15 protein-coding genes and 1 pseudogene are annotated in these 15,825 nt (G+C 66.6%); 15 read left to right on the top strand and 1 reads right to left on the bottom strand.

The window, feature by feature from the left end:
• Nucleotides 1–3 precede the first annotated feature (3 nt).
• The 9 genes and pseudogenes from GPJ75_RS27535 to GPJ75_RS00875 form a co-directional block, all read left to right on the top strand.
• Nucleotides 4–423, top strand: a pseudogene (locus GPJ75_RS27535) (type 2 periplasmic-binding domain-containing protein); the annotation flags it as partial.
• 52 nt (nt 424–475) lie between these two features.
• Nucleotides 476–964 (top strand): TRAP transporter substrate-binding protein DctP, encoded by a 489-nt coding sequence (dctP, locus tag GPJ75_RS27540; RefSeq protein ID WP_281354747.1) that lies wholly within the window; start codon nt 476–478, stop codon nt 962–964.
• An 82-nt stretch (nt 965–1,046) separates the two neighbouring features.
• On the top strand, nt 1,047–1,562 hold the full coding sequence (locus GPJ75_RS00845) for a TRAP transporter small permease (RefSeq protein WP_163264131.1): 516 nt from the start codon (nt 1,047–1,049) through the stop codon (nt 1,560–1,562).
• On the top strand, nt 1,559–2,863 hold the full coding sequence (locus GPJ75_RS00850; protein WP_163264133.1) for a TRAP transporter large permease: 1,305 nt from the start codon (nt 1,559–1,561) through the stop codon (nt 2,861–2,863). The genes GPJ75_RS00845 and GPJ75_RS00850 overlap by 4 nt, the downstream gene beginning before the upstream one ends.
• 56 nt (nt 2,864–2,919) lie before the next feature.
• On the top strand, nt 2,920–3,888 hold the full coding sequence (locus tag GPJ75_RS00855; protein WP_163264135.1) for a catechol 2,3-dioxygenase: 969 nt from the start codon (nt 2,920–2,922) through the stop codon (nt 3,886–3,888).
• A gap of 9 nt (nt 3,889–3,897) precedes the next feature.
• Nucleotides 3,898–4,629: a PIG-L deacetylase family protein gene (locus GPJ75_RS00860; protein WP_163264137.1), complete on the top strand. Its 732-nt coding sequence runs from the start codon at nt 3,898–3,900 to the stop codon at nt 4,627–4,629.
• A complete protein-coding gene (locus GPJ75_RS00865; RefSeq protein ID WP_163264139.1) occupies nt 4,629–5,300 on the top strand; it encodes a 4-carboxy-4-hydroxy-2-oxoadipate aldolase/oxaloacetate decarboxylase in 672 nt (223 codons plus the stop codon). The genes GPJ75_RS00860 and GPJ75_RS00865 overlap by 1 nt, the downstream gene beginning before the upstream one ends.
• Nucleotides 5,293–6,348 (top strand): 4-oxalomesaconate tautomerase, encoded by a 1,056-nt coding sequence (locus GPJ75_RS00870; protein WP_163264141.1) that lies wholly within the window; start codon nt 5,293–5,295, stop codon nt 6,346–6,348. Before GPJ75_RS00865 ends, GPJ75_RS00870 begins: the two co-directional genes overlap by 8 nt.
• A 271-nt stretch (nt 6,349–6,619) precedes the next feature.
• On the top strand, nt 6,620–7,831 hold the full coding sequence (locus tag GPJ75_RS00875) for a LysR family transcriptional regulator (protein ID WP_163264143.1): 1,212 nt from the start codon (nt 6,620–6,622) through the stop codon (nt 7,829–7,831).
• Nucleotides 7,832–8,032: 201 nt separating this feature from the next.
• Here GPJ75_RS00875 and GPJ75_RS00880 read toward each other — a convergent pair whose 3' ends face one another.
• A complete protein-coding gene (locus GPJ75_RS00880) occupies nt 8,033–9,889 on the bottom strand; it encodes a feruloyl-CoA synthase (RefSeq protein WP_163264145.1) in 1,857 nt (618 codons plus the stop codon).
• A 264-nt stretch (nt 9,890–10,153) separates the two neighbouring features.
• Between GPJ75_RS00880 and GPJ75_RS00885 the strand changes: the two genes are divergently transcribed.
• From GPJ75_RS00885 to GPJ75_RS00910, 6 genes are all read left to right on the top strand, one after another.
• On the top strand, nt 10,154–10,936 hold the full coding sequence (locus GPJ75_RS00885; RefSeq protein ID WP_163264147.1) for a crotonase/enoyl-CoA hydratase family protein: 783 nt from the start codon (nt 10,154–10,156) through the stop codon (nt 10,934–10,936).
• 2 nt (nt 10,937–10,938) lie between these two features.
• The gene (locus GPJ75_RS00890) at nt 10,939–11,430 is read left to right on the top strand and encodes a MarR family winged helix-turn-helix transcriptional regulator (protein ID WP_163264149.1); all 492 of its coding nucleotides are present in this window, start codon (nt 10,939–10,941) and stop codon (nt 11,428–11,430) included.
• Between the two features lie 174 nt (nt 11,431–11,604).
• Complete coding sequence (locus GPJ75_RS00895; protein WP_163264151.1) at nt 11,605–12,474, top strand: amidohydrolase family protein; 870 nt, start codon at nt 11,605–11,607, stop codon at nt 12,472–12,474.
• Between the two features lie 69 nt (nt 12,475–12,543).
• Entirely contained in the window at nt 12,544–13,665 is a 1,122-nt protein-coding gene (locus GPJ75_RS00900; protein ID WP_163264153.1) for a C4-dicarboxylate TRAP transporter substrate-binding protein, read from the top strand.
• A 310-nt stretch (nt 13,666–13,975) separates the two neighbouring features.
• Nucleotides 13,976–14,524 (top strand): TRAP transporter small permease, encoded by a 549-nt coding sequence (locus tag GPJ75_RS00905; RefSeq protein ID WP_163264155.1) that lies wholly within the window; start codon nt 13,976–13,978, stop codon nt 14,522–14,524.
• Nucleotides 14,521–15,825, top strand: a complete 1,305-nt coding sequence (locus GPJ75_RS00910; RefSeq protein ID WP_163264157.1) for a TRAP transporter large permease — start codon at nt 14,521–14,523, stop codon at nt 15,823–15,825. The genes GPJ75_RS00905 and GPJ75_RS00910 overlap by 4 nt, the downstream gene beginning before the upstream one ends.

The raw sequence follows: 15,825 nt of genomic DNA on the forward strand, positions 1-15,825 counted from the left end.
TTGATGCTGGCCTCAAGTGTGATCGCGGCGCCGGCGGTGGCACACGCCGAGACGCTGTCGCTGGCGCATTTCGTGGCGCCCGCGCATGTGGTCACCGCCTCGGTGGTGGAGCCGTTGTCGAAGGGCGTGGAGGCAGACAGCGGCGGCGACCTGACGATCGAGGTCCATCCTGGCGGCGAGTTGGGCGCCGGCCCGATGGAGCAGTATGTGCGCGCCGTCCAGGGCGTTGCCGACATCACCTGGGGGCTGTCGGGCTACACGTCCTCGCAGTTTCCCAAATCGATGATCGTCGAGATGCCCGGGGCCATCCCCGAGGGCGTGACCGGCTACGACATGCTGTGGAACGCCTTCGACGAGCATCTGGCCGACGAGTTTCCCGGTACGCGGCCGCTCGCGCTGTGGGTCTCCGAGCCCAGCATCTTCATCATGCGCGACCGCGAGATACGCTCGCCCGGAGGATCTGAAGGGCCTGCGCATCCGCGTCTCCGGCTCGGTGCCGGGCGCGCTTGTGGAGGCGTTCGGCGCGACGCCCGTGCAGATGCCCGCCGGCGAGATGTACAATGCGCTGCAGACGGGGCTGATCGACGGCATCGTGACGGGCGCCAGCGCCGTCAACGACTTCAAGCTCGACGAGGTGGCGAATTCCTATTCGGTCGGCGCGCCGCTCGGCCACATCATGTTCTACCTGGTCATGAACGAGGCGCGCTATGAGGGCCTCAGCCAGGAGCAGCGCGCCATCCTCGACAAGCACACCGGGCGCGGCCTTTCGCAGAAGGGCGAGGAGGGATGGAACGCCCTGGCCGAGCGCACGCTGCTGGCACTGCGCGACAACCCGGACAACACGGTGATCGACCTGACGGAGGAGGAGGTCGCCGCCTTCACCGAGATCGCCGATCCCCTGCGCGAGAAGCTGATCGAAGACATGGGGGCGGAGGACGTGCTGGCCGCCATGACCGGCAATTGACGGCTGGCGCATCGGCCTCGAAAATCGGGATCTTTTCGGAAGCACGGTGCGTCGTTCCAGTAATCTACAGCGAGCGGGTTCGATGCTGGCTTTCTTGCGGACAAACGTGGACAGGCTGATCGGCCTGTCCAGCCTCGCCGGCAGCGCGGCGCTGGTGCTCGTCACCTGTGTCGTGCTCGTCGACGTGATCGGCCGCTATTTCGGGGCGCCGCTGCGCGGGGCGCAGGACATCGGCCAGATGTCGATGGTGATCATCGTCTTCGGCGGCATGGCCTATTGCGACCGCATCAAGGGGCACATCGCCGTCGACATCTTCGAGAACAGCTTTCCGCCGCGGCTGAACCGTGCGATCGACATCGCCGTCGCGCTGCTCGGGGCCGCGATCTTCGCGGCCATCGCCTGGAAGATCGTCCAGTCGGCCCAGCTGTCGCTGATGCTCAACCTGTCCACCAACATCATCAACCTGCCCAAGGCGTGGTTCCAGTGGGCGCTGGCCGGCTTTTCCATTCTCACCGCGCTGACGATGGCGCTGCGGGCCGTCGAGATCGCCTTGACGGGCCTTGAGGCCGGCGCAGAACAGGGGAGGGAGGTGCTTTGAGCCCGGGCCTGGTCGGCCTGATCGGCATCCTCGCGCTGTTCGCGCTTCTGGCGCTGCGCATTCCCGTCGCCTTCGCCATGTTCGTCGTCGGGCTTGCCGGCGTGTCGGTCCTGTCGAGCCCGGCCAACGCGTTCAACCTCCTCGCCAGCGAGACCTTCACGCTGGCCTCCAGTGCCGAGCTGATCGTGGTGCCGCTTTTCATCCTCATGGGCAACGTGGCGACGGCCAGCGGCATGAGCCGGCGGCTTTACGACGCGGCCTACGCGATCATCGGCTCGATCAGGGGCGGGCTTGCCTCGGCCACCATCGTCGGCTGCGGCGGATTTGCCGCGCTGTGCGGCTCCTCGGTCGCCTCCGCGCTCACCATGGGCCGCGTGTCGCTCGCCGAGATGGAGCGGTTCAACTACGACCCCAGGCTTTCGACGGGTGCGGTGGCGGCCGGCGGCACGCTCGGCATCCTCATCCCGCCGTCCACCGGCTTCGTGGTCTACGCCATCCTGACGCAGCAATCGATCGGCCGCCTGTTCCTCGCCGGCGTTTTGCCGGGCATCATGCTGTTGCTCCTGTTCATCCTGCTCATCACCGTGCTGTCCATCCTGCGGCCCAGCTACGGGCCGAGCGGCCCGCACAGGAGCTTGCGGGAGAAGTCGACGGCGCTTGCGGGCGCCATCCCGATCATCGGTATCGTCCTTCTGACCATCGGCGGCATCTATGTCGGCTTCTTCTCGCCGGTGGAGGCGGCGGCGGTGGGGGCCGGGCTGGTGACCCTCTTCAGCGTCGTGGCGCGCCAGTTGACGGTGAAGTCGTTCTATCATGCGGTGCGCGATTCCATCGCTACTACGTCGACGGTCATGCTGATCCTGATCTCCGCGCACCTGCTCAACCCGTTCCTCGCCTTGAGCCGGATCCCGCACGAGGTGGCGACGCTTCTGACCGGCCTCGACATCGGCCCGACCGGCATCCTGGCGCTCATCCTTTTGTGCTATCTCGTGCTCGGCCTCTTCCTCGAAGGCTTCGCCATGCTGGTTTTGACGATGCCGATCTTCTTCCCGATCGTCGTCGGGCTCGGCTTCGATCCCATCTGGTTCGGTGTGCTGGTGGTGCTGACGCTGGAGATGGGGCTGATCAGCCCGCCGGTGGGCGTCAACGTCTTCATCGTCAAGTCGGTGGCGCCGAATATCCCGCTGCGCGACATCTTCGCCGGCGTCATGCCGTTCTGGCTCGTGATGCTGATAGCGGTGATCCTGCTCGTCCTGTTCCCGCAGATCGCACTGTTCCTGCCGAATACGATGATCGGATAGGGGAGCGATATGGCGGCACGCGTGTTTTTCGAACGAAGTTAAAGGGAGATGATGAAATGACCGAGCCCTGTTTCGACGTCGCCCATCTCGGCCATGTGGAGGTGCTGACGGACAAGTTCGAGGAGAGCCTCGACTTCTTCGTCAACGTCTACGGCCTGACCGAGAGCGGCCGCGACGATGCGTCGGCCTATCTGCGCGGTTGGGACGACTACGAGTTCCACACGCTCAAGCTCACCCGGTCCGACAACACCGGCGTCGGCCACGTCGCCTACCGCACCTCCTCGCCCGAGGCGCTGCAGCGGCGGGTCGCCGTGATCGAGGCGATGGGCTGGGGGATCGGCTGGGTGGAGGGCGATATGGGGCACGGACGGGCCTACCGCTTCACCGATCCCGATGGCCACATCTTCGAACTCTACTACGACACGAGGCCCTACGAGGCGCCGCCGGAGGAGCGCCCGGCGCTCAAGAACCTGGCGCAGCGCTATCACGGGCGGGGCGTGTGCGTGCGGCGGATCGACCATCTCAACCTTCTCGCCCGGGACGTAGCCGTCATCCGCGACTTCATGTGTAAGGCGCTGGGCAGCCGCGTGACCGAGCAGATCCAGCTCGACAACGGGCGGCTCGGCGGCTGCTGGTTCACGGTCAACAACAAGAGCTACGATATCGCCTATACGGAAGACCATTCCGGCATGTCCGGACGCTTCCACCACGTCACCTATGCGGTCGACAGCCGCGAGGACGTGCTGCGCGCGGCCGACATCTTCCTGGAGAACGGCGTCTTCATCGAGACCGGGCCGCACAAGCACGCCATCCAGGGCACCTTCTTCCTCTATGTCTACGAGCCGGCGGGCAACCGCGTGGAGGTTGCCAATGCCGGGGCGCGGCTGATCCTGCGGCCGGACTGGCAGCCCGTCACCTGGACCGAGGCCGAGCGCAGGAAGGGCCAGGCCTGGGGGCTGAAGACGATCGAATCGTTCCACACCCACGGCACGCCGCCGGTGAAGGCAAGTACGGACAAAGCCTAGGAGCAGACCATGAGCGAAAAGACAGCTTTGGTGATCAGCGCCCATTCGGCCGACTTCGTCTGGCGCTGCGGCGGCGCCATCGCGCTGCATCAGGAGCGGGGTTTCGATGTCACCGTCGTCTGCCTCTCCTATGGGGAGCGCGGGGAGAGCGCCAAGCTTTGGAAGAACGAGGGTGCGACACTGGAAGGCGTGAAGGCCGCGCGGCGCAAGGAGGCGGAGAACGCGGCGAAGGCACTCGACGCACACGAGATCGAATTCTTCGACCTGGGCGACTATCCGCTGGAGATGGACCGCCAGGCGAAGGAGAGGCTGGTGGACGTGATCCGCCGGGTGCAGCCGGCCTTCATGCTCTCGCACTCGCTCGACGATCCGTACAACACCGACCACGCTCACGCGACGCGGATGGCGCTCGAATGCCGCATGATCGCGCAGGCCTGGGGGCACAAGCCGGGGGAGAAGGTGCTGGGAGCGCCGCAGCTCTACCTCTTCGAGCCGCACCAGACGGAGCAGTGCGGCTGGAAGCCCGACACCATCCTCGACATCACCGAGGTATGGGACAAGAAGCGCGCGGCCATCGAGTGCATGGAGGGCCAGCAGCACCTGTGGGACTACTACACGAACGTCGCGGAGAACCGGGCCAACCAGTTCCGCCGCAACTCCGGCGGGCAGGCGGGCGGGCGCGCCGCCAGATACGCCGAGGCGTTCCAGTCGATCTTCCCGAAAACCGTGGATCAGTTGTGATGGGCATCGTCGTTGAGAACATCGAGCGGGCCGACCCGGAAATCGTCGCCGGGCTGGCCGAATGCGGCGTGGCGACCGTGCACGAGGCGCAAGGCCGCACCGGGCTCCTTGCCTCCCATATGCGGCCGATCTATCCCGGCGCGCGCATCGCCGGCTCGGCGGTGACGATCTCCGCCCCGCCCGGCGACAACTGGATGGTTCATGTCGCCATCGAGCAGCTCAAGGATGGGGACGTGCTGGTGCTCGCACCCACCTCGCCATCGGATGCCGGCTATTTCGGAGACCTTCTCGCCACCTCGGCGATGGCGCGCGGCTGCAAGGGGCTGGTGATCGACGCGGGCGTGCGCGATGTCGCCGATCTGACGAAGATGGGCTTCCCCGTCTGGTCGCACCACGTTTGCGCGCAGGGCACCGTCAAGGAGACATTGGGCTCGGTCAACGTGCCGGTCGTCTGCGCCGGCGCCCTCGTCAATCCGGGTGATGTGATCGTCGCCGACGACGACGGCGTTTGCGTCGTCCGGCGCGAGGCGGCCGGCGATGTCCTGAAGGCCGCCGAGGCGCGCTTGGCGAACGAGGAGGCCAAGCGCAAGCGGCTGGCCGCCGGCGAGCTCGGCCTCGATCTCTACGGCATGCGCGAACGGCTGAAGGAGAAGGGTCTGAAATATGTCTGAGGGCATTCGCGCCATGTGGATGCGGGGCGGCACGTCGAAGGGCGGCTACTTCCTCGCCGCCGACCTGCCGCAGGATGCGAAGACGCGCGACGCCACGCTCCTGCGCATCATGGGCTCGCCCGACCCGCGCCAGATCGACGGCCTCGGCGGGGCCGATCCGCTGACCTCCAAGGTCGCCGTGGTCCAGCCGTCGGAGCGGGAAGGCGTCGATGTGGACTACCTGTTCCTGCAGGTCTTCGTCGACCAGGCGATCGTCACCGACAGCCAGAACTGCGGCAACATCCTCGCCGGCGTCGGGCCCTTCGCCATCGAGCGCGGGCTGGTGAAGGCGCAGGCCGAAAGCACCGACGTGCGCATCTTCATGGAGAACACCGGGCAGGTCGCCATCGCCACGGTGGAGACACCCGGCGGCCGGGTCAACTATGCGGGCGAGGCACGCATCGACGGCGTGCCCGGCGCGGCGGCGCCCATTCCCATCGTCTTCGAGGATACCGCCGGCTCCACCTGCGGGGCGCTTCTGCCATCGGGCAGGGAAGTCGACACGGTCGGCGGGGTGGAGGTCACGCTGATCGACAACGGCATGCCCTGTGTCGTGCTCGACGCGGCGGACTTCGGCATCAGCGGGGACGAGACGCCGGCCGAGCTGGAGGCGAATGCGGCCCTTAGGGAGCGCGTTGAGGCCATCCGCCTCGAGGCGGGGCCGCTGATGAACCTCGGCGACGTGAAGGAAAAGTCCGTGCCGAAGATGACGCTCACGAGTCCGCCGCGCCATGGCGGGGCGATCTCCACCCGCACCTTCATCCCGCATCGCTGCCATGCGGCCATCGGCGTTCTCGGCGCCGTCAGCGTGGCCACCGCCTGCCTGCTGGCCGAGGGGCCGGCGGCGCGGCACGCGAAGGTGCCGGAAGGGCGCACGAAATCCATGTCGGTGGAACATCCGACGGGCGAATTCACCGTCATCGCCAATCTCGGCGAGGATGGGGAGGTGCAATCGGCCGGCGTCTTGAGGACGGCGCGGAAGCTTGCGGATGGGGTCGTTTTCCCCTGACGCAAGGCAATCGCATATGAGTCTTTTTTTGCCGGCTTCGCCAGAACCCCCACCCCTCACCCCTCCCCTCAAGGGGGAGGGGGATTCTGAGACGTCGACGCACCCCTCCCCCTTGAGGGGAGGGGTAAGGGGTGGGGGTCCGATCGAAGACTCAGAATCCATATGCGATAGCCCCGCGCTGACGCGGGGATGTGCTTGACGGGAGATAAGGACAGTGCGGTTGGACGATGGAGCGCATTCCTGCCAGACGCCTGCTGTCGTAGAGTACGGCATGCAGTCGCAACCCAACCTGCGCCATGTCCGGCTGTTCGATGCCGCAATCGCCTTCTCCTCCCTTTCAAGGGCGGCGGAGAAGGTGCATATCTCGCAGCCGGCCGCCTCGCAGGCGATCTCGCGGCTGGAGAAGCTGTTCGGCGGGCCGCTGCTCGACCGGCAGGGCGCCGGCGTCTTTCCCACCGAACGCGGCGCCATCCTCGCCCGGCGCGTCCGGCGGAGCCTGGAGCTTCTGCGCGCGGCGAGCGTGAACCTTGCGCGGCAGTCGCGCATCGGCAGGGGACTGGCGGTCGATCTCCTGGAGGTGCATGCGACGAGCACCCAGCTGCGCGCGCTCGCCGCCTTCGCCGAGGCCGGCACGTTCCAGGGCGCGGCGCGGCTTCTCGGCCAGGCGGAGCCTTCGGTGCAGCGCGCGGCGCGCGAGATGGAGCGCATCGGCGGGGTTCCCCTTTTCGACGGTGCCTATCGCGCGCTGCGGCTGACGCCGGCCGGTTTGACGCTCGCCAGCCATGCGCATCTGATCCTCAGGGAGTTCGAGAGCGCGCTGGAGGAAGTGCGCGAATACGAAGGCACCTTCGATGGCCGCGTCATCGTCGGCACGCTGCCGCTGGTGCGCACCAGGGTCATCCCGAGCGCCATTGCCAGGCTGTGCGCCTCGCGCCCGCGGGCGACGGTCGAGATCCTCGACGGCGACTACGACAGCTTGATCCGCGCGCTTCTGATCGGCAAGATCGATCTGCTCGTCGGCGCGCTGCGGCGTGGCGGCGTCGGGAAGGGGCTGGTGGAGGAGAGGCTGTTCAGCGACGGGGTGTCGATCATCGGCCGCGCCGACCATCCGCTGGTGAGGAAACGGGCGATCACCTACGAGGACCTGGCGGGCTACCCCTGGGTGCTGCCGCGCCAGGGAACGCCGACGCGGGCGATCTTCAACGCGCTTGCCGAAAACTTCCCGCCCCAGTGGCGGTGGAACGGGGCGATCGTGACCGGCTCGCTGATCGCCGTGCGCGGCATCCTCATGCAGACGGACCGCCTGACGATCCTTTCGCGCCAGCAGATCGAGTACGACGAGAAGGCGGGGCTTCTCAAGGTGATCCCCTTCGCGCTGCCGCAGTCGGAGCGGCCCATCGGCATGACCGCGCGCAGCGACTGGCAGCCGACGGCGCTGCAGCGCGACTTCGTCGATGCGTTGCGGGAGGCGGCGAGGGGGTAGGGGCTCTAGTCGGCGTTCGCCCATCAGAACTTGATGAATTCAGGCCGGGTCTTTCTGCGCGTCATTCCGGAAGTCGGAGCGAAGCGGAGACTGTCCGGGATCCATTCCATGACCAGTCCACGTTCCGGAATGGGTCCCGGACAAGCCTTCGGCTTTCCGGGATGACGGCGTTGGGATGACCCGGCCTAATCTCATCCTGCACTATTCACCGATCCCGATTACGCGGGGGGAATCGGAATAAACCTCCTCCACCCATTCGCTTCGGCTGCGCAGCACGGCGCGCTGGTTGATCGAGCCCTTGTCGGTCATCTCTCCCTTATCCATGGAGGGGGGAGGATCGACGAGGATCATCCTGCGGATCAGCGTCGAGGAGCCGGTGCTGGTTGCGGCGAGGCCTTTCAGTTTCTCGCGCAGATGAGCGCGCACGGTCTCATCCGCGGCGAGGCTTCGCGCCTCCTTGGGCGTGTCAGGCTCGGCGAGTTTTGCGAGGGCGCCCAGGTCGGGGAAGACGAGGGCGGCGAGGTAGGGGCGGTCGGCGCCGGCGATGGCGACATCGTGGACCGCCGCGCCGAAATGGTCGATGAAGCGGGTGCGCAAGGCGCCGGTGCTGACCCATGTGCCGGTGTCGAGCTTGAAGTTCTCCGCCGTGCGGCCATCGAAGAAGAAGCCGGCCTGCATGTCGTCCGGATCGGCAAAGCGCAGCGCGTCGCCGAAGCGGTAGTAGCCTTCCTCGTCGAAGGCTTCCGCCGTCAACGCCGGCGTGTTCCAGTAGCCCGGTGTGATGTTCGGCCCCTTCACGCGGGCGTCGAGCTTGCCGTCGAGCGGCACCAGCTTGAGCGACACGCCAAGGCAGGGCAGGCCGACATTGCCGGCCTTCTCCTGCGGCCAAGTGCACATGAGCGCCGCCGGCGCGGTCTCGGTGGCGCCGAGCCCGGTGGCGATGACGATGCGCCGGCCGGTGGTTTCGACTGCAAGCCGCTCCAGCGCGTCCCAGGTGTGCTGCGCCATGCCGGCGCCGGCGTACCAGATGAGCTTTAAATTCTTGAAGAAGCTCTCGCGCAGGTCCCCATCGGCTTGAAGATGCGGGATCAGCGCCTCGAAACCCTTGGGGACGTTGAAATACCAGGTCGGCGAAACCTCCTTGAGGTTGCGCACCGTCCTGCCGATGTCGGCCTGTGTGGGGCGGCCGTCGTCGATATAAAGCGTGCCGCCGTTGAAGATCGGCATGTAAAAGAGCTTGTTGCCGCCGGCCGTGTGGTGCCAGGGCGCCCAGTCGAGCAGCAGCGGCGGCTCGTCCTTGAAATAGGCGAAGGTCTCGCGGCTCATGATCTGGTTGGACGAGATCATGCGGTTTGTGTTGACGACCGCCTTCGGCGTTCCCGTGGAGCCTGAGGTGAAGAGGAACTTGGCGATGGTCTCGCCGGTGACGGAGCGGAAGGCTTCGTCGACCGCCGGGCCGGGTTCGGTCGCCAGCGCCTCGGCAAAATCTTCTTCAAGGCCGCGCGCACCCTTCGTGAAGAGCCGCTTTACCCCCGGCGCCACCGCCTCGATGGCGGGGCCGAAGCGTTCGGCATCGGCGGCGAAGACGAGGGCGGGGCGGATCGTCTCGAAGGTCCCGCGCAGCCGCGTGTAATCGGTGGAGACCAGCGAATAGGCGGGCGAGATGGCGGCATAGGGGATGCCGGCATAGACGGCGGCGAGGCCGAGCAGCGCGTGCTCGATGTCGTTGCCGGAAAGGATGGCCAGCGGGGCGGAAGCGGAAAGGCCACGGTCGAGCAGATACTGGCCGAGGCGCCGGGCATGGGCGAGGGCCTTGGCATAGCTCAAGCGGCGCCAGTTCCCGTCCGCGCCGCGCTCGGCCAGCACCGTCCGGTCGGGCGCGCGGGCCGCCCAATGGACCAGCATGTCGGCGATGCGCTCGGGGTAGGGCGGCAGGGGCGCTTTCTGCTCCAGGTAGAGGACGCCGCCCGGCCCGTGCCGGACCTCGACCTCGGGCGCCCAGCACCGCACGGGACGAAACGGGGCCGCGAGCCAGGGCTTCGGCGCGGATTCGTTCATACCGTCCTCCCTAGTGGTCTGACCCAAACAGATGGTACCCATCTGTTTGGAAAAGTCAGCCCACAAGCTATTGGTCTGGTGGGGCGATTTGTCCTGACAGATGGGTACCATCTGTCAGGATCGCACCACTAGGCAGGCCCGGAGAGGGCCCGCCTCACTTGACACAAACGAATGCATTCGGTCATTAGTAATAATTGAAAAGTGAACAGTGTCAATTTCAACAAGAGCACTGATCCGAGACCTGAGAACGGAGGCTCCCGGCCAATGGCGCTGGTCAATTACGAGATCGACGACGGCATTGCGGTTCTGACGCTCTCCCGGCCACAAAAGCGCAACGCCATGAGCGATGCCATGCTGGCCGATCTCGGCGCCGCGGTCGACCGCGCCGCGGGCGAAGCGAGGGCCGCCGTGATCGCCGGGAAGGGAGAGCACTTCTGTGCCGGGCTCGACCTTTCCGAGCAGGTGGAAAAGTCGGTCATGGAAGGCATCGCCGGCTCGCGCGGCTGGCATGCCGTCTTCAGCCGCATCCAGCGCGGCGCGATCCCCTATTTCATCGCGCTCCACGGTGCTGTGGTGGGCGGCGGGCTGGAGCTGGCGGCCGCCGGCCATGTGCGGGTTGCCGACGCCAACACCCGTTTCGCCCTGCCGGAGGGCCAGCGCGGCATCTTCGTCGGCGGCGGCGGCTCGGTGAACGTCGCCCGCCTGATGGGCGTGGCGCGGATGACGGACATGATGCTGACCGGCCGCGTTCTGACGGCCGACGAGGCCGAGCGCTACGGCATCGTTACCTACCTGACCGAGCCCGGTGGGGCGCTCGCCAGGGCGAAGGAGTTGGCAAAGCTTGCGGCGAAGAACGCGCCGCTTTCCAACTACGCCATCGTCAATGCCCTGCAGCGCATCCACGACAGCGGCTACGACGAGGGGCTGTTCTTCGAATCCATGATCGCCTCGCTCACCCAGGCGACGCCGGAAGCCCATGAGCGGCTGCGCGCCTTCCTAGACAAGAAGGCGGAGCGCCTCGCCATCCCGACCGGAACGGAGGCCTGACCATGACCGGCGCGGAGATCTTGCCGGCCGAGGCGGCCGGGATCGAGGACGGCAAGGCCGGGCTCTCCTTCGGCAAGTTCGAGCGCTCCGCGGGGTTCCTCCTGCGCATTGCCCAGCTCACGGCGTTCGAGCGCATGTTCGCGGAACTGAAGGGCGCTGACGTCAAGATCGGCGAGTTCACCATCCTTCTTGCCATCGCGGAGAACCCCGGTGTGCGCCAGGGCGCGATGGCCGATGTCTTGAAGATAAAATGGTCGAACATGACCAAGCTGGTGCGCTCGCTGGAGGGGCGGGGGCTGGTGCAGCGTTTCGTGCCGCCGCAGGACCGCCGCTCGGTCGAGCTGCGGTTGACCGAAGAGGGCCGCAAGCTGCTCGAAGCCTTCTCGCCGCTCATGTTTGAGGCCGACCGGCGCGCCCTTCCCATGCTGTCGGACGAGGAGCATGGCCACTTCCTGGCGCTGCTCAGAAAGGTATCGGGATGGCCACCGCTGTGATGCCGCGCCCCCTGATCGGACCCCCACCCCTCACTCCTCCCCACAGGGGGGAGGGGGATTCTGAGGCGTTGGCGCCCCCCTCCCCCTTGTGGGGAGGGGTGAGGGGTGGGGGTCCAGGCGAAGCAGAACAAGGTCCCCGTCCATGTGCGACAACCTGGCTGAATGGAGGCCATGATGTTCGATCCTGACGCCCTTGTCGCCATCGATATCCACACCCACGCCGAGGAGCCGTGCGGCACCCATGCCGACGACGGCTATGACGACTTCCAGGCCGGCATGGCCGCCTATTTCCGCTCGCCCTTCAAGCACCCGCCGACCGTGCCCGAGACCGCCGCCTATTTCCGTGAGCGCAAGATCGGGGCGGTGATCTTTCCCGTCGATTCGGAGCGCGAGACGGGCTTTCGCCGCTACAACAACGAGGAGATGGCCGAGCTTGCCGCCGCGCATAGCGACATCCTCATCCCCTTCGCCTCGATCGACCCCGCCAAGGGCAGGATGGGCGCGCGCGAGGCACGGCGGCTGGTGGAGCACTACGGCATCAAGGGCTTCAAGTTCCACCCCACCATGCAGGGTTTTTACCCCAACGACCGCAGCGCCTACGTGCTCTACGAGGCGATCGCGGAAGCCGGCGTGCCGGCGCTGTTCCACACCGGCCAGACCGGGGTTGGCGCGGGCATGGCGGGCGGCAACGGCATGCGGCTGAAATACTCGAACCCCATCCATCTCGACGACGTGGCAGCCGATTTCCCTGAGATGCAGATCGTCATGGCGCACCCCTCCTTCCCCTGGCAGGAGGAGGCACTGGCCGTCGCCACCCACAAGCCCAATGTGTGGATCGACCTTTCCGGCTGGTCGCCCAAATACTTCCCGCCGATCCTGGTGAAATACGCCAACTCGCTTCTGAAGGACCGCGTCCTTTTCGGCTCCGACTGGCCGGCGATCCTGCCGGACCGCTGGCTTGCCGATTTCGAGAAGCTCGACATCAAGCCCGAGGTGAGGCCGCGAATTCTCAAGGAGAATGCCCGCAGGCTCTTGAACATCTGACGGCTGCGAGGAGGCGGCATCGATTGCAAGCGCGCTCGGGGGAGAGCGCGTAAAAGAGGAGGAGAAGCCATGAAAGCGTTTGTCACTGCCGTCGCTTTGGCGACGAGCCTTTGCGCATCCATCACCGCCGTGGAGGCGCGCGAATTGCGGCTGGCGCCCGGCGGCCCGCCGACCCACCCCGCCCACACGCCGCTCTATTCCACGCTCGCCGAGGAACTGCCGAAGGAGACGGACGGCGCGCTCACCGGTCTCATCCTGGGCACCGAAGTGGTCAACATCGGCGGCATGAAGGGCGCGCTCCAATCGTCGGTGGCCGAGGTCGGCAACGTGCTGCCGCTCTACTATCCGGGCGACCTGCCGAACTCGGCACTCGTGGGGGACCTGGCGTTTCTCGGCCGCGACCCGCACGTGATGGGGGCGGCCATGACCGAGTATGTCGCCACCTGCGAGGACTGCCAGGCGGAGTTCGCCAGGATGGGCGGTGTGTTCGCCGGCGCCGGCTCGTCGGATGTCTACGTGCTTCTGACGACCAAGCCGGTGCGCACGAAGGCCGACCTTCAGGCGCTGCGCCTGAGGAGCGGCGGCGCGCCCTTTGCCCGCTGGGCCGAATATGTCGGCGCGGTGCCGGCCAACGTGCCCGTGAGCGACACCTTCGAGACCATGTCGCAGGGCGTGATCGACGGCACGATGGGCTCGGTCTCCGACCTGACGTCCTACCGGCTGGTGGACCTTGCGCGCTACGTGGTGGAACTGCCGCTCGGCACCTACCACGCGACGTCCAACTTCACGGTCAATACAGACACCTGGCGCTTGCTCAGCGCCGAGGAACGCAAGGGCTTCATGCGCGCCGCCAACAAGGCCAACACCGCCTTCACGCAGAACTGGGGGTTCGAGCGGCCCGGCGAGGCGCGTGAGGCAGCGCGCGAGGCGGGGCTGGAGTTCATCGAGCCGGATGCGGCGCTGGTCGAATTGACGGCAGCCTTCGTCGAGGACGATCTCAAGGCTGCCGTCGGCATTGCGGAAAACCAGTACGGCATCACCGACGCCGAGGCGAAGATCGCCCGATTCCGCGAGCTGGTGGAGAAGTGGACCGGCATTGTCGAGGACGCCGGGCATGATCCGGAGGCGATCGCGGCGGCGGTGCAGGCGGAGGTGTGGGACAAGGTCGATTACGAGAGCTATGGGATGTGAGGGGTGGTGTGGAGGTTGGAGAAGGTTCGGAGATGACGGCGCCCTTCGCGCCCCTCTGTCCTGAGCTTTGTCGAAGGCGGGCATCTCTCCCTCAAGGGGCAGGGCTATCGCATATGGAATTTGAGTCCTTGGTCGAACCCCCACCCCTTACCCCTCCCCTCAAGGGGGAGGGGGGCGTCGACGTCTCGGAATCCCCCTCCCCCTTGAGGGGAGGGGTAAGGGGTGGGGGTTCCGGCGAAGCCGGCAAGAATGACTCATATGCAATTGCAATAGCCCTGCCTCAAAGGAAAAGCTGCCGCGAGATGCCACGATGCGCCCCCGCATCCTGACCCTCCTCCGCCACCTCACCAACGCGCTCGCCCTCATCGCGGCCGCCGGCGTTCTTGCCATGCTTCTCCACGTCACGGCCGATATCGTCGGGCGGCAGGTGTTCGGCCGGCCGGTGCCGGCGACCGTCGAGATCGTGTCGCGCTACTACATGGTCCTCATCGCCTTCCTGCCGCTCGCGTGGACGGAGCGGCGCGGCGAGATGATCGCCGTCGACGTCTTCGCCAGCCTGTTCAAGGGCCGGTGGGGGCGCATCAATATGGCGGTGGTGAACCTTCTCAGCTTCGCCGCCTTCTCCTTCCTCGCCTACACGACCTGGTTCGCCGCGATGCGCGAATTCGGTTCGGGAAGCTTCGTCCTGTCGCTCAGCGTGGCGGTGCCGGTGTGGCCGGGATACTTCGTCCTGCCGCTCGCCTTCGCGCTGGCGAGCCTCGTTTCCGCTCTCAAGCTCTATCTCTGCCTCACGGGCACGGAGGACAGTGCCGACGGCGTGGCGTTTTCCGAGCATGGCGAGGGGAGCGCATCGTCGTGAGCGTTACCACCGGCCTTGCGGGCATCGGCGTGCTTGTCCTGCTGCTCGCGCTTCGCGTGCCGGTGGCGGTGGCGCTGATCCTGGTCTCCTTCGGCGGCATCTGGCTGATGCTGGGTTTTGCGCCGGCCGTCGGCATCCTGACGACGACGCCGTACGATTTCGTCGCCAGCTGGACCCTTTCGGCGGTGCCGATGTTCCTGCTCATGGGGTTCGTCGCCTTCCATGCCGGGCTGACGACACGGCTCTTCGCCGCCGCCGACCGGGTGCTGCATCGCCTGCCCGGCGGGCTGGGGATGGCCGCCGTGCTCGCCTGCACCGGCTTTGCCTCGGTCTCCGGCTCGAGCCTGGCCTGCGCGGCGGCGATGGGGCGCATCGCCATTCCCGAGATGATCAAGGCCGGCTACCGGCCGAGCTTCGCCACGGGAACCCTGGCCGCCGGCGGCACCATCGGCGCGCTCATCCCGCCCTCCATTCTCATGATCATCTACGGCGTCTTCGCCGAACAGTCGGTGACGAAGGTCTTCCTCGGCGGCATCTCGGTGGGGATCATGACAGCGGCCGTCTATTGCCTCTTGATCTTCCTCACCGCCAAGCTGCGCCCGGACATCGCCCCCTTGCCGAAAGAGGCGCGAAGTGCGGCCGATGGCAACATTCTCCGGGACGTCTGGCCCATCATGGTGTTGGTCGTCCTCGTCTTCGGCGGCCTTTTCGGCGGCGCCTTCACGGCGACGGAAGCCGGCGCCGTCGGCGCTGCCGGCGCGATCGTCATCGCCGCGCTCACCGGCAGGCTCACATGGGCGGGCTTCCGCACCGCGCTTCTGGAGACGGTCGGAACGTCGGTTTCGCTTTTCATCATCGGCGTCGGCGCGGTGATGTTCACCCGCTTCCTGGGGCTGAGCGGCACCGCCGGCTTCATCTCGACGACGCTGACGGCGTGGGAGCTTGGCTACGTCGAATTGATGGTGCTGATCGTCATCCTCTATCTGATACTCGGCATGTTCATGGAGCCCTTCGGCGCCATGCTGATCACCCTGCCGGTGCTCCTGCCCCTCCTCAACGCGGCGTCCATCGACCTGATCTGGTTCGGCGTTCTCCTGGTGAAGCTCCTGGAGGTGGGCATGATCACCCCGCCGCTCGGCATGAACGTCTTCGTCATCCGCAACGTGGCGCACAAATATGCCAGCCTCGGCGACATCTTCCGCGGCGTCGCCCTGTTCATCGTGGCCGATATTGTCATCATCGGGCTGCTGATCACGTTTCCGGAGCTTGTGACATCGATTGCGGGGCTGAGAGGGCGGTGA

The organism is Chelativorans alearensis, assembly GCF_010993735.1.
Lineage (GTDB): Bacteria > Pseudomonadota > Alphaproteobacteria > Rhizobiales > Rhizobiaceae > Chelativorans > Chelativorans alearense.